The following is a 12899-nucleotide window of genomic DNA, read 5'->3' as shown; positions in this document are numbered from 1 at the left end:
CCGCCCCGTCCGGGCGGCTGATCTCCGGCGCCCTCGTCCGGCGCCGCCGCATCGCTTCCGAGGAGTTCTCCGTGTTCTCGCACGTCGACTCCGGGCGCTCCGACGCGTCCGGAACCCACCGACCCCGCCCGCTGGGCCGGGAGTTCGACAAACTCTGGGCCGCCAGCGCGGTCTCCAACCTCGGCGACGGGGTGACCATGGTGGCCGGTCCCCTCCTGGTCGCCTCGCTCACCGCTGATCCGGCACTGATCGCCGGGGCGGTTGTCGCCCAACAACTTCCCTGGCTGCTGTTCGCCCTGATCGGCGGCGTGCTGGTCGACCGGTACGACCGCCGCCGGGTGATGGTGGTGGTCAACCTGGGTCGGGCCGGCGTCCTCGCCGCGCTGGTCGGGGCGGTGCTGGCCGGCCCCGCCCCCTCCGTCCTACTGATTGTCGTCTACCTGGCCTTCTTCCTGCTCGGCACCGGCGAGACGATCGCCGACACCGCCGCGACGGCCCTGCTACCCGCCGTCGTGCCGGACGAGCGCCTCGAGCAGGCGTACGGATGGCTGCAGGCGACGTTCGTGGTCGGCAACCAGTTCGTGGCCAAGCCGCTCGGGGCGTACCTCTTCGTGGTCGCGGTGGCGGTGCCGTTCGGGTTCAACACGACGACCTTCGTGGTCGCGGCGCTGCTGCTCGCCGTACTCCGATGGCGCCCGGTGCCGGACGACCGGCCGACGGCCGGCGACACAGCGGTCCGGCGGAGCCTGCCGGCCGAGGTCCGGGCCGGTCTCCGGGCGCTGTGGTCGTCCGCCGTGTTGCGGATGCTGGCGGTCTGCCTCGGCCTGATGAACCTGGTGTTCTGCGCGGCGTTCGCGGTGTTCGTGCTCTACTGCCGGGACCGGCTCGGCCTGTCCGAGGTCGGCTTCGGGGTGCTGCTGACCGCCTCGGCGGCCGGCGGCCTGCTCGGCGCCGGGCTCGCGCCACGGCTGCGCCGCCGGTACGGCACTCCGGCGCTGCTCCGGGCCGGTCTGATCATCGAGACCGGCACCCACCTGGTGCTGGCGGCGACCCGGGAACCGTGGCTGGCCGCGGCGGTGCTGGCGCTGTTCGGGGTGCACACCATGGTCTGGGGCGCGCTGGTGATGGGACTGCGGGCCCGGCTGGTCCCCGACCACCTGCGCGGGCGGGTGAACAGCGTCTACGGGCTGCTCGACCTCGGCGGCGCGGCGCTGGGCAGCCTGCTCGGCGGGATCCTCGCCACCCTGACCGACAGCCTCACCGCCCCGTTCTGGGTCGCCGGGGTGGCGACGGGGCTGCTCACCGTCGCCTTCTGGGGCCGACTCGCCGCCACGGACGGGACCGCGCCGACCGCCACGGGCGTGACGGCCCCGACCGGCGACCCGACCGAACCGGTGGCCACGGGCGTCACGGACCCGACCGCGTGGGGGCGGTCGACCGCGCCGGCGCGGGAACGGCCGGAAACGGCAGCCGACCAGGATCAGGCGGCGACGGTCACATCGCGACCGGGTTCGGCCCCGGCATCATGACCGGCTCGGCCGGCATCGGCACCTGCAGGAAGGTCGCGCCGCGCAGGTCCAGCCAGGCGGCGGTCGGGGTCCGGACCAGCCGGAGGATGACCTCCTGGCAGGACGGGCAGCGGGCTACCACGCCGGGCGCGTTCGCGTAGACCCGGAGGCCGGCCACCGGACCGGTGCGCCCGCACGAGGCGCACCGGCCGGTGGCCGTACTCAGGTCCACCGCGAACAGTTCGGCCAGCGGTCCGGCCAGCATGTTGCCGTCCAGGTAGTCCATCGCCGGCTGCTCGGGATAGAACTGGTCGGTCATCTCGTCTCCAAACAGTCGGGCTCGACGCGGTCGGTGTGACCCGGGACAGGCGGCCGGCAGTCGGCGTCGTCGGCTCCGGGTCGTCCGTGGTCGGTCCGGCGGTCAGCCCCCGGTCGGGCCGAACCGCTCGGTGCGGATCCGGCGGGGCTCGTGCCCGAGCGCGACCAGGATGTCCGCGACGGTCTCCACGAAACCGGTCGGACCGCAGACGTAACAGGCGGGCTCGAGCTGGGGTGGCCAGCCGTGGGTGTTCAGGTCGGCGACGCCGATCCGGTGCGGGCTCGCCGACGAGCCCTCCGGCGCCTGGCGGGTGTAGAGGTAGGTCACGTCGAGCCCCTGGTCGTCCCGGACCCGTCGACGCAACTCGTCGGCGAAGTAGATGTCCTGCTCGGTACGGACCGAGTAGACCAGCCGGAACGGCACCCGGCTACCGGCCGCCCGCCGGGCCCGGACCATCGCCATCAGCGGCGCGATCCCGGAGCCGCCACCGACCAGCAGGACCGGCGCGCTGTCGGTGACCCGCCAGACGAAGTAGCCGCCGATCGGCCCCCGGACCTCCAGCGGGTCACCGACCGCGAAGACGTCCACCAGGTACGGCGACACCTCGCCGTCGGGCACCCGCTGGACCGTCACCTCGACCCGGTCACCGTCCACCGGCGCCGAGATCGAGTAGCTGCGCGCCGCCTGGTAGCCGTCGTCGGCGGTCAACCGCAGGTCGACGTGCTGGCCGGGCTGGTGTCCGGGCCAGTCCGGCACCTCCAGCACCAGCGTCGCGGCCGTCTCCGTCTCCTGGCGACGGTCGACCAACCGGGCCACCCGCCAGGTGGCCCGGTTGGTCAGTCGCCCTGGTACCGCTGTTCGCGCCATGGGTCACCGTAATCGTGGTAGCCGGCGGTCTCCCAGAAACCGGGCTCGTCGGTCAGCCCGAGCCGGATACCCCGTACCCACTTGGCCGACTTCCAGAAGTAGAGGTGCGGGACGAGCAGCCGGGCCGGGCCGCCGTGCTCGGACGGCAGGTCGTCGCCGTCGTAGCGGTGGACGATCCAGGCCTGCCCGTCACGCAGGTCGTCCAACGGCAGGTTGGTGGTGTAGCCGCCGTACGAGTGCACCAGCGCGTAGTCGGCGGCCGTCTCGATCCCGTCGAGCAGGGTGTCCAGCGAGACCCCCTCCCAACTGGTGCCGAGCTTCGACCAGTGGGTCACGCAGTGGATGTCCACCGTCGGGGTCTCCGTCGGCAGCGACCACATCTCGTCCCAGGTCCACCGGTACTCCGCACCGGTCTCCGTGGTGATCACGAACTCCCAGTCCGTCAGCGGCACCCGTGGGGTGGGGCCGGCGGAGAGCACCGGGAAGTCCTCGGTCAGGTACTGACCCGGCGGCAGCGCCGGCTCGCTCGGACGACGCCGTCCCTGGAAGCCCGGAGAGACAATTCCCACCCGACAGTCCTACCACCCCGCGCGCCGACCCCGAAGCCGAACCCCGGTACCTGCCCGCCACACGGGGCCGCGACCGGTCAGGAGACGGGTCCGTCCAGCAGTTCGGCGGGCAGGCCGGACCAGCGGGCGTACGCGCTGTCCAGGAAGTAGTCCTGGCCGGGATCCCAGGTGTGGCCGGCGGCCCGACGGTGGTAGACGTAGCCGAGCGGATGGGTGCGGTAGACGATGCCCCCGTCCCGACGGACCCGCCGCAGCAGTCCGAGGTCGACCGAACGGGGCACCGGCCGCCAACCGCCGACCGCTTCGAGATCCCCCCGGCCGATCAGCATGGTTCCGCCGGCCACCACCTCCGCGTCGCTCTCGGCGGCACCGGACGGACGCCGGATCGTGATGCCGAGCGTCTCCAGGTGGACGAACTCCGAACCTTTGCCGACCACCGTCGCGCCCGAGTAGTGCCGGGCCAGCACCAGGTCCCAGACGTGCTCGGCGCCGTAGCTGTCGTCGTCGTCGAACTTGGTGACCAGGCTGCCCCGGGCCCGACCGGTGGCGGCGCCCAACGCCGCGCCGAAACTGACCGTCGCCGGCACCTCGACGACCTCGTACGGCCGTCCGCCGGCGGCGAGCAGGGCGCGTACCGGCTCGGGCAGTGCACAACCGTGCAGGCAGAGCAGCAGTTCCAGGTTCGGGTAGGTCTGCCCGACGATCGTGCGTACCGCCGCCGGAAGCAGGTCGGGGCGGCGGGTGGCCAGGATCGCGCTCACCGACGGGGGGTGGGGCAGCCCGGGAAACGGGGCGGCGGCGAGTCGCGGTAGCGCGAACCCGGTGGCGTGCCCGCGCAGGGCCGCCCGACGCTGCCGGACACTGCGGGCCTCCCGGGCCAGTGGACCGTCCTCCGGCACCGGCGTACCGACGATCTCCCGCAGTTCCGGGGTGAGCAGCGCGGCGACCCGCTCCGGCAGGGCCGGCGCGGACAGCGTCGCCCCGGTCATCGCCACCTGGACCAGCAGCGCCGCCACCGCGACCGGGTCGGTGTCCGGCACGGTGGCGCAGTCGACGACGCCGACCCGCCGGAGGGTGGCGAGGTCGGCGGCGGTCAGCCCGGGTCCGTCCACCGGCCCGACACCCGGGCGTCGTCGCCCCGGCGGCCGTGCGGCGAAGTCCAGCCGTATCCGGGGGGCGTCCGACCGGTAGGAGTCGGCCCGGCGGCCCCGGGGGTTGACCCGGCGCGCGTCCACCAGCACCGTCGCCGGGCCGGTGCCGGGCCGTGGCCCGTGCCGGCCGGTGACCCACCCCGCGGCGTACGACGGCGCGGCGGGCGGCGGCAGCGTGAGCCCGTCGGTTCCGTCGGTTCCGTCGGCGGGCGGCGGCGGATCGGCGGGCGGCGGCGAGTCGGTCCACAGCACCAGGTCGTGGGCGCGGATCTCGGTGTCGACCGGCAGCCGGTTGCCGGTCAGGACCGCGACCGGCCGGCCGGGCAGGTAGTCGGGCAGGGTGTCCCAGCAGGTCAGCTCCGCGCTGGCCGGGGTGGGCAGCGGCCGGTCGGGGGTGAGCGCGGGCAGCGCCGCCCGCAGCACGTCGCGCAGCCGCGTCGGCCGGGAGAGCCGGACGGCGACGCTGGCCGGGCCACGCCCGCGGTAGGGCAGCGTGACCCGGTGCCGACGGAGGTGGTCGAGCGGGCCGATGCCGAGTGACCAGCCGCGCCGGGGCGCCCGCCAGTACGCCACCACGATCGTCGTACGCCGGGTCGACGTCGCCGAGACCGGCAGGGTGAGCAGATCCCGGAGCCGGTCGACCGAGCCGGCGAGGACCAGCAACCGGCCCCGGCCGGGAAGCCGGAGCACCCGCAGTCCGACCCACCGGCCGAGGCGTTCGGCCCGGGTCGGTGGCGGCGCACCGACCAGGCGCCACCACCAGTGCCGCTCCGGTCGGGCACGGGAACCCGGCGCGGGCGCTGCGATGTCCGGTCCCCCGGACGCCGGGCCCGCCCCCGGTACGGTCGCCCCTGGCTCCACCTGCTCGCCGGTACGCATCTCGCTCCGCTCCTGCCGCTCCGCCACCGGTGCCACCGTCCATCGGCGCCTGCCGACACACAGCAAGACAGCGCTCTGTCCGCTGTTGACCACGGTTGGTGACTCCCCCGCCGACGATAGGCCCTGCCGGTTGTCGTACCCGCCAACTCCGGCCCGAGTGTCCTATCGTTCGGCGATGACCGACACCCGGCCGGCACCCGCGACCGGCCCGCTCCGTGGTCTCCGCGTCATCGAACTCGCCGGCATCGGACCGGCTCCGTTCGCCGCGATGGTCCTGGCCGACCTCGGCGCGGACGTGATCCGGATCGACCGGGTCACCGAGGTACGCCCGGAACGGTTCGGCACCCCCCATCCCGACCTGCTCAACCGGGGACGCCGCTCACTCGCGGTCGACCTGCGGAAACCGGACGGACGGCGGCTGGTGCTCGAGCTGACCCGTACCGCCGACGTCCTCGTCGAGGGTTTCCGGCCGGGGGTCACCGAACGGCTCGGCCTGGGGCCGACGGAGTGTCTGGCGGTCAACCCCCGGCTGGTCTACGGGCGGATGACCGGCTGGGGACAGGACGGCCCGAACGCCGGGCACGCCGGACACGACATCAACTACCTGGCCCTGACCGGCGTGTTGCACGGGATCGGCCGCGCCGGCGAGCGACCGGTGCCGCCGATGAACCTGGTCGGCGACTTCGGCGGCGGCGGGATGCTGCTGGCCCTCGGTGTGGTCTGCGCACTGTACGAGGTACGTGGCGGCGGGGCCGGGCAGGTGGTGGACGCGGCCATGGTGGACGGCGTCTCACTGCTGTCCACGATGATCCACGCACTGCGCGGGATGGGCCGCTGGCAGGACGACCGTGGGGTCAACATGTTCGACGGCGGTGCGCCGTACTACGACACCTACGAGTGCGCCGACGGCGCATACCTGGCGGTCGGCGCGGTCGAACCACGGTTCTACGCCGAACTGGTCCGGCTCACCGGGTTTCCGTTGCCGCCGGACGAGGCGCTCGACCGGGACGACCCGGCGAACTGGCCGGCGCTGCGCCGGGCCTGGGCCCGGCTGTTCCGGACCCGGAGCCGGGACGACTGGGCCGCGCTGCTGGAGCACACCGACGCCTGTGTGGTGCCGGTGCTGGACTGGCGGGAGGCACCGGAGCATCCGCACCTGGCGGCCCGCCGGGTCTTCGTCGAGCACGCCGGTGCGGCACAGCCGGCGCCGGCACCGCGGTTCAGTCGTACCCCCGGGGCGATCCTCCGGCCTCCGCCGCAACCCGGTGAGCACACCGACGAACTGCTGGCCGCGGAGCTGGGGCTGGACACCACGCGGATCCGCCGGCTCCGGGACGCCGGCACGGTGGCCTGATCCGGGTCCGGGACGCCGACACGGTGGTCTGACCCACGCCGGACCGCCCCGGGCCCCGCACCGAGATCGGCACGGGTCAACGGATGACGCCCGGCCCCCGCTCGCCGTGCAGCCAGGCGATCAGCTCGGGTGGCCCCAGCCGGGCCACCCGGGCCCGGTAGTGGGCGAGTTCGTCGGCACTGAGCAGTTCGCGGCCCGCGCCCGACCCGCCGCGTCGGAAGAACGCCCCGCGGTCCTTCAGGACCCCGGCCGGATCGGGGGCGAGTCGGTCGGCGCGGGCCCGCATCCGGTCGAAGGTCGCCGCCTCGACCAGCCGGGGCCACCGCCGGTCCGGCACCCCGATACCGAGCCGGTCGGCGATCCGGCGCATCTGCCCGTCGAGGTCGGCGACCAGGTCCGCGTAGTGCACGAGCAGGATGTGGGGCTGGTCGCGCCGCGCCCAGGCGTCGGAGAGGTGCCAGAGCACGCCCGGCAGCGAGTCGAGGGCCTCGGCCGGTTCGACCTCGCGGTCGATCCAGCGCAGCAGCCACTCCCGCAGCGGTGGCCGGACACCCGGTGGGGTGGCCGGGGCCGGCGCTCCGGTGAGTTGCCGGATCCGCTCCCGGTCGAGGTTGCCGCTCTGGTGGTACAGCGAGACCGCCATGTCGAGCGGGTCCCGGGCGACCACGATGTACGTGACCGTCGGGTCCAGCGGGAGACCGTCCAGCGGGGTGTGGGTCTTGACGAACCGACGGTGCGGTTGCGCGGCGAGCCGGGCGAAGACCTCGTTCCGGGGGACGATCAGCCAGTCCAGCCAGGGCGAGAGTTCCGCGAGCGGTGCCGGCGGCTCCGGCTCCTGGAACACCAGCAGGGCGCAGATCATCTGCATCCAGGTGGTGCCGCTCTTGGACCGGGTACTGATCACGATGTCACCAGGCCGGTGCGGGAAGCCGAGCCAGCGGGCACTGTCCTCGTCGTCTGAGCGGTACCGGACGGGGTGGCTGGGCATCCGGGCAGGATAACGGTCCCGCCGCCGCCGCCCACCGACATACCCCGGTCGGCAGGCGTGACCGGCGCGGTTACGGGTATCCGGCCGCCCGGTGGAGCGGAGACGACCGGCGAGGAGCGGAATCCCATGGTGACCAACGCGGACGTACTGCGGTACCTGCAGTCGATGGACTTCCCGGCCCCGAAGGAGGACATCGTCCGGGAGGCCGAGCGCGCGGGCGCGCCCCGGGAGGTGCTGCAGGCGTTGCGGGCGATGCCACCGGTGGACTACCGGAACACCGAGGAGGTGGCCCGTTCGGCCGCCACCGACCTGGCCCCGGACGCGTCCCCCGCCGAGTTGGCCGCGAAGACCCGCAACCGTACGCACCAGCGGGTCGCACGGCACATGCGTCAGATCTGACCCGGCGTACGCATGGGGCGCAGCCGCCGCCAGCCGCCTCGAGCCTCGACGCAGGTGGCCGTCATCACCGTCGTCGGGCTTCTCGTCGGGCTTCCCCTGACGCTGCTGCACTCCCCGGTGATGGGTCCGCTGATCGGCTGGGACGCCGCAGCCGTCACCTACCTGGTCTGGGCCTGGCTGCTACTGTCGCGACGGACCTGGCAGGAGACCGCCGAACTGGCCGTCCGGGAGGACCCGAGCCGACCGGTCCGCGACGTCGTGCTGATCACCGCCGGCCTGGCCAGCCTGCTCGCCATCGGCATCCTGCTCGCCACCGACCAGTCGGTGCGCGGAGTGGACCGGGACCTGAACATCGGAGTCGGCATCGTCAGTGTGCTGCTCTCCTGGACCGTGGTGCACACGGTCTTCACCGCCCGGTACGCCCGGCTGTACTACACCGGGGAGGACGGCGGGGTAAACTTCCACCAGACGGAACCGCCGACGTTCGCGGACTTCGCGTACCTCTCGTTCACCGTCGGGATGACCTTCCAGGTGGCGGACACCGATCTGACGTCACGTCCGGTACGTGCCACGGTGCTCGCGCACGCCCTGGTGTCGTACCTGTTCGGAGCGGTGATCATCGCTGCGACCATCAACCTGCTCGCCGGACTCGCGCACTGACCGGTGTCGGTCGGGTCCACGGGGGTCGGACCGGCGGGCGTCGCACCGCGGGACGGCACCGGACGAGGCGCCCCGCCCGCCTCCGCGCGGCGGCGCGGGCAGGGCACCACGTCCGACAGTGCCCCGGCGTCGACACGTCCGAACCGGACGCGGTCACCGGGCAACGGCCGCTCCCCGAACCGGATGAGCGATCACCGTCGCCTCATCCTACGAGTCACCATCGGCCGTCCGGCCAAATTTCCGGAAACTGTGGGGGAACCCACGGCACTTTCTCCCCTAACAAGGGATTTTGTCGTATGTGTCCTCCAGGTCGATCCTGGCCAACGCGCCGACCAGCCAGGCCAGCCGCTCCGACTCACCGCCCCCGGCGAGGCTCGCCAGGTCGGCCGCCGACCGGCCCAGGCCGAGCCGCCGGGCGGCGGCGAGAGCCCGCCGGTCGGCGACCGGTGCGGTCTCCCGCCACAGCGCCTGGACCTCGCGCAGGAACAGGTCGGTCACCTCGCCGTCGACCCCGGGCAACTCGCCGAGCAGGGCCCGTTCCCGGTCGGGCCGGTACCCGGCCGCGACGCGGAGTCGACGCAGGTCACCCTGGTAACGGGCGACCAGGACGCCGGCCAGGTCCCCCAGCGTGCCGGCGACCCGGTCCGCGTCCGTAGCGCGACCGTGTTCCCGCAGTACGGCGGCCCGCGCCTCGGGCCGGGAACGGAGCATCCGGGCCGGGCTCTCCCATCCGCGGCCGTACAGGGCCAGCGCCGGTGCGACGGCGCGCCGGACGTCGCCGGTACGGCGGAGCAGGATCGCCAGGCAGAGCACCTGGAAGAGGCTTGCCGGGTTGTTGGTGACCCGGATGCCGTACTCCTCGGCGAAGCCCCGGCCCCGGCCCGCCAGCCGACGGGCCAGCCGTCTGCGTTCCTCGACGCTCGTGGTCACAGTGGTTGCCATGCCGGCGACTACCCATCACGGCGCACGGCAAAGCAGCACGGAGCCGGTGGGTGGACGGCGGGCGGCGTCACCCGACCGTGCGACCGTGCCGGTCCCGGCTCTTGAGCCGGGTGGTCGGCATCGTCGGGGCCGGCAACGGGGCGCTGTCGTCCCCGTGTACCTTGCCGAACCGGGAACCACCGGCCATCCACTCCGTCCGGGCCTCGAGGATCTCCTCGTGCGAACGGCCGACGAAGTTCCACCACATCACCAGCGGCTCGTCGAAGGGCTCCCCGCCCAGCAGCATCAGCCGGGCCGGGCCGTCCGCGCGGATCTCGAGTTCCCGGCGACCGGTTCCGAGACAGAGCAGCGAGCCGGGGGCGAGCGGGACGCCGGCGACCTCGGCCGTACCCGACATCACCAGCACCCCGTGCTCGAAGTCACCCTGCAACGGGGTCCGGGCGGTGCCGCCGTGCGGCAGCCAGAGCTGGGCACCGAGCAACGGCGTGTGCACCACCGCCCCCGACCGGGCTCCGCCGAGCTCACCGACCAGCACGGTGACCGAGACGTCCCCGTCGTCGAGCACCGGCAGGTCGGCGTGGTGGGCGAACCCGGGCGGTCCGGACCGGGCGCCGTCCGGCAGCGCCACCCAGAGCTGCAGTCCGTGCAGGGTGGGCGGATGGTCGGGTGGGGAGTACTCGGCGTGGGCGATGCCGCGCCCCGAGGTCATCACGTTGAGCTGGCCCGGCCGGATCAGCTGGTCGCTGCCGAGGCTGTCCAGGTGTCGGATCTCCCCGTGCACCAGCCAGGTGACGGTCTGCAGTCCGGTGTGCGGGTGCGGGCCGATACCCATGCCGGGCCGGTTGGCGACGTCGTCCGGGCCGAAGTGGTCGACGAAGCACCAGGCCCCGATGGTCCGGCGCGAGCGGTGCGGGAGTAGCCGACGCACGGTGGTGTACCGCCCGAGCGGTACGTCGTGGCCCGGCAGCAGGACGTTGGTCGGCTCGGCCACGGCGGTCGCCGCGGGCGGGACGGTCTGCCCGGGCATGGGTTCGGTGCTGCTCACCCGTCCGAGGGTACGCGGGCACCACGTGCCGGAGGCGCCGAGCGGGCGCGTCCGGTGCCAGACTGGTGAGCATGGATCACGCGGTGCGGTTCGGCCTGAACGCGGACCCGAACGTCGGTGGCCTGGCCATCGCCGAACGGATCGCGAGGATCGCCGACGACAACGGTCTCGAGTACGTCGGCGTGCAGGACCACCCGTACAACTCCGGATTCCTCGACACGTTCACGGTGCTGACCTGGCTGGCCAGCCGGACCCGTCGGGTCCGGCTCTTCCCGAACGTGGCCAACCTGCCGCTGCGCCCGCCGGCGATGCTGGCCAAGCAGGCCGCCAGCCTCGACGTGGTCAGTGGGGGCCGGTTCGAGCTGGGGTTGGGCGCCGGCGGCTTCGTCGACGCCATCGCCGGGATGGGCGGGCCCCGCCGCACCCCCGGTGAGGGCCGGGCGGCGCTGTCCGAGGCGATCGACATCATCCGGGCGAGCTGGGCCGGCGAGCCCTTCGCCCACCAGGGCCGACACTACGCGCTGGAAGGAGTCCAGCCGGGTCCCCGACCGGCACACGGGATCGGGATCTGGCTCGGTGTGGTCGGGCCCCGGGCGGTACGGCTGGTGGGGGCGAAGGCGGACGGCTGGTCGGTCTCCGCCCCGTACGTTCCGCCGGACCGGCTGACGGAACTCCATCCGCTCATCGACGAGGCGGCCCGGGCCGCCGGCCGGGACCCCGACCGGCTCGTCCGGCTGTACAACGTGATGGGGCTGGTCACCGCCGAGGACCGGGACACCTTCCACGGTCCGGTACGACGGTGGGTGGAGACGTTGACCACGCTGCACCTCGAGCACCGGATGAACACCTTCGTCTTCTGGCCCGGCGGCGACCGGGAACGGCAGTCCCGGATCTTCGCCGAGGAGGTGGTACCGGCGGTGCGGGCGGCGCTGCCCGGCTGAGTCGCCACCGGCGTGTTGGCCCGCCCCCGGTCTGCCGGACCCAGCCCCCGGGCCGGCCGGAGCGAGCCCTCGGGTCAGCCGGGCCGACGGGCGGCCAGCCGCTCGATCAGGCCGAGCCGGAGCCGTTCCCGGGTCTGGGGTACGAATCCCTGGCGTACGGCCAGGTCGGCGGGCCTCCCCCGGAGCCAGCGCCGTTCCGCGTGGTCGACGAGGAGAAGCGTTCCCCCCGGCCGGAGTACCCGGTACATCTCGGCGATCGCCGCCGCCCGGTCGGCCACCGCGCAGACCGCCATCGTGCAGACGACGGTGTCGAAGCTGACGTCCGGGAACGGCAGCCGCTCCGCCTCCGCCTCGCGCAGTTCCACCGGCCGGCCCAGGTCCGCGGCGCGGCGTCGGGCCACCGCGAGCATTCCGGGGCTGAGGTCGACGCCGACCAACTCGACCGTGTCGTCATAGCGTTCGATGTTGCGTCCGGTGCCGATCGCGACCTCGAGGGTCCGCCCCCGGGCGCGGGCGCAGATCCACTCCCGGCTGTTCCCGATCGCCAGGCGTTCCGCCCGGTCGCCCCGGCTGTCGTAGCTCGCGGCCCGCCGGTTCCACGCCGCGCGGGCGTTGTCTCGCTTGACCATGGCTCAACTGTGCATGTTAATGTCAACATGAAGTCAAGCCCACGGCACGAGCCGGTCGGCGCCGAGATGAGCATCGGGGAGCTCGCCGGCCACTTCGGACTCGCCACCCACGTCCTGCGGCACTGGGAGGCGGTCGGGTTGCTGCAACCGGACCGCCGGGTCAACGGCCGGCGGCGGTACGGCCCCGCCCAGTTGACCCGGGTCGCGATCATCGTGCACGCCCGGCAGGTGGGCATCGGGTTGGATCGGCTCAGGGTCATGTTCACCACCGAGGACGCCACCGCTCGACGCGCCGTGCTGCGGCACCACCGGGACGAACTGGACCGCCAGATCGTCCGGGCCACCGCCTCGCGCGACCTGCTCGACCACGCCCTGGCCTGTCCGACGGAGGACTTCCTCGACTGCCCCGACTTCCAGCACCTGGTGCACCGGCTCGACGCGGACTGTCCGCGCGGGCGGGAGGCGACCGGTGGCCCGGAACGGGGAGTGGACGGACGGAGCAGCCGGCAGGCGACCGGCGGGTGACCGTTGACGGTCGGGCGGGGACCGGAACCGCCCGACCGTTCACGGTGGCGCCTGCCGGGTGTGCCCGCACGGACCGGCGCCCGCCGGACGTGGGTCGCGCCCGGCGGGGGCCGGTCGCGGGGG

The 12899-nt window shown here is 73.8% G+C and carries 14 protein-coding genes; 6 read left to right on the top strand and 8 right to left on the bottom strand.

The features are described 5' to 3' along the window. Positions 1 to 71: 71 nt before the first annotated feature. Positions 72 to 1529, top strand: a complete 1458-nt coding sequence (locus tag ABGB05_RS29980; RefSeq protein ID WP_347657285.1) for an MFS transporter — start codon at positions 72 to 74, stop codon at positions 1527 to 1529. Here ABGB05_RS29980 and ABGB05_RS29975 read toward each other — a convergent pair. The 4 genes from ABGB05_RS29975 to ABGB05_RS29960 form a co-directional block, all read right to left on the bottom strand. Continuing rightward, positions 1495 to 1794: a DUF6510 family protein gene (locus ABGB05_RS29975; RefSeq protein ID WP_347657327.1), complete on the bottom strand. Its 300-nt coding sequence runs from the start codon at positions 1792 to 1794 to the stop codon at positions 1495 to 1497. The genes ABGB05_RS29980 and ABGB05_RS29975 overlap by 35 nt on opposite strands. Positions 1795 to 1929: 135 nt before the next feature. After that, complete coding sequence (locus ABGB05_RS29970) at positions 1930 to 2694, bottom strand: ferredoxin reductase (RefSeq protein ID WP_347657284.1); 765 nt, start codon at positions 2692 to 2694, stop codon at positions 1930 to 1932. Next, positions 2664 to 3263 carry a molybdopterin-dependent oxidoreductase gene (locus tag ABGB05_RS29965; RefSeq protein ID WP_347657283.1) on the bottom strand — a complete coding sequence of 200 codons (600 nt, stop codon included), beginning with the start codon at positions 3261 to 3263 and terminating at the stop codon, positions 2664 to 2666. The genes ABGB05_RS29970 and ABGB05_RS29965 overlap by 31 nt, the downstream gene beginning before the upstream one ends. A gap of 77 nt (positions 3264 to 3340) precedes the next feature. Continuing rightward, positions 3341 to 5320: a glycosyltransferase gene (locus tag ABGB05_RS29960; RefSeq protein ID WP_347657282.1), complete on the bottom strand. Its 1980-nt coding sequence runs from the start codon at positions 5318 to 5320 to the stop codon at positions 3341 to 3343. Positions 5321 to 5468: 148 nt separating this feature from the next. Between ABGB05_RS29960 and ABGB05_RS29955 the strand changes: the two genes are divergently transcribed. Next, entirely contained in the window at positions 5469 to 6647 is a 1179-nt protein-coding gene (locus ABGB05_RS29955) for a CaiB/BaiF CoA-transferase family protein (RefSeq protein WP_347657281.1), read from the top strand. Positions 6648 to 6723: 76 nt separating this feature from the next. Here ABGB05_RS29955 and ABGB05_RS29950 read toward each other — a convergent pair whose 3' ends face one another. Next, positions 6724 to 7635: a sulfotransferase domain-containing protein gene (locus ABGB05_RS29950; RefSeq protein ID WP_347657280.1), complete on the bottom strand. Its 912-nt coding sequence runs from the start codon at positions 7633 to 7635 to the stop codon at positions 6724 to 6726. Between the two features lie 126 nt (positions 7636 to 7761). On the opposite strand from ABGB05_RS29950, the gene ABGB05_RS29945 reads away from it, so the two are divergent. Continuing rightward, the gene (locus ABGB05_RS29945; protein WP_347657279.1) at positions 7762 to 8034 is read left to right on the top strand and encodes a DUF2795 domain-containing protein; all 273 of its coding nucleotides are present in this window, start codon (positions 7762 to 7764) and stop codon (positions 8032 to 8034) included. A gap of 54 nt (positions 8035 to 8088) precedes the next feature. After that, on the top strand, positions 8089 to 8694 hold the full coding sequence (locus ABGB05_RS29940; RefSeq protein ID WP_347657278.1) for a DUF1345 domain-containing protein: 606 nt from the start codon (positions 8089 to 8091) through the stop codon (positions 8692 to 8694). Positions 8695 to 8970: 276 nt separating this feature from the next. On the opposite strand, the gene ABGB05_RS29935 is transcribed toward ABGB05_RS29940, so the two are convergent. Continuing rightward, positions 8971 to 9636, bottom strand: coding sequence for a hypothetical protein (locus ABGB05_RS29935; RefSeq protein WP_347657277.1), 666 nt, complete (start codon positions 9634 to 9636; stop codon positions 8971 to 8973). A gap of 67 nt (positions 9637 to 9703) precedes the next feature. Continuing rightward, the gene (locus ABGB05_RS29930; protein ID WP_347657276.1) at positions 9704 to 10681 is read right to left on the bottom strand and encodes a pirin family protein; all 978 of its coding nucleotides are present in this window, start codon (positions 10679 to 10681) and stop codon (positions 9704 to 9706) included. A gap of 71 nt (positions 10682 to 10752) precedes the next feature. Here ABGB05_RS29930 and ABGB05_RS29925 point away from each other — a divergent pair, with 71 nt between their 5' ends. Continuing rightward, a complete protein-coding gene (locus tag ABGB05_RS29925) occupies positions 10753 to 11622 on the top strand; it encodes an LLM class flavin-dependent oxidoreductase (RefSeq protein ID WP_347657275.1) in 870 nt (289 codons plus the stop codon). A 74-nt stretch (positions 11623 to 11696) separates the two neighbouring features. Here the strand turns inward: ABGB05_RS29925 and ABGB05_RS29920 are convergent, their stop codons facing one another. Continuing rightward, positions 11697 to 12251, bottom strand: coding sequence for a class I SAM-dependent methyltransferase (locus tag ABGB05_RS29920; protein ID WP_347657274.1), 555 nt, complete (start codon positions 12249 to 12251; stop codon positions 11697 to 11699). Between the two features lie 27 nt (positions 12252 to 12278). Between ABGB05_RS29920 and ABGB05_RS29915 the strand changes: the two genes are divergently transcribed. Further along, positions 12279 to 12776, top strand: a complete 498-nt coding sequence (locus ABGB05_RS29915; RefSeq protein ID WP_347657273.1) for a MerR family transcriptional regulator — start codon at positions 12279 to 12281, stop codon at positions 12774 to 12776. The last annotated feature ends 123 nt before the right edge of the window (positions 12777 to 12899 follow it).

Source organism: Plantactinospora sp. B5E13, from assembly GCF_039871775.1.
Classification (GTDB): Bacteria; Actinomycetota; Actinomycetes; order Mycobacteriales; family Micromonosporaceae; genus Plantactinospora.
The sequence above is the reverse complement of the archived record's forward strand: the minus strand, read 5'-3'. Positions and strand labels throughout refer to the sequence as shown.

Coding starts and splice junctions, on each gene's coding strand:
- ABGB05_RS29945 (WP_347657279.1), top strand. CDS start 7,762: ATGGTGACCAACGCGGACGTACTGCGGTACCTGCAGTCGATGGACTTC.
- ABGB05_RS29935 (WP_347657277.1), bottom strand. CDS start 9,636: ATGGCAACCACTGTGACCACGAGCGTCGAGGAACGCAGACGGCTGGCC.
- ABGB05_RS29970 (WP_347657284.1), bottom strand. CDS start 2,694: ATGGCGCGAACAGCGGTACCAGGGCGACTGACCAACCGGGCCACCTGG.
- ABGB05_RS29915 (WP_347657273.1), top strand. CDS start 12,279: ATGAAGTCAAGCCCACGGCACGAGCCGGTCGGCGCCGAGATGAGCATC.
- ABGB05_RS29920 (WP_347657274.1), bottom strand. CDS start 12,251: ATGGTCAAGCGAGACAACGCCCGCGCGGCGTGGAACCGGCGGGCCGCG.
- ABGB05_RS29975 (WP_347657327.1), bottom strand. CDS start 1,794: ATGGACTACCTGGACGGCAACATGCTGGCCGGACCGCTGGCCGAACTG.
- ABGB05_RS29955 (WP_347657281.1), top strand. CDS start 5,469: ATGACCGACACCCGGCCGGCACCCGCGACCGGCCCGCTCCGTGGTCTC.
- ABGB05_RS29950 (WP_347657280.1), bottom strand. CDS start 7,635: ATGCCCAGCCACCCCGTCCGGTACCGCTCAGACGACGAGGACAGTGCC.
- ABGB05_RS29925 (WP_347657275.1), top strand. CDS start 10,753: ATGGATCACGCGGTGCGGTTCGGCCTGAACGCGGACCCGAACGTCGGT.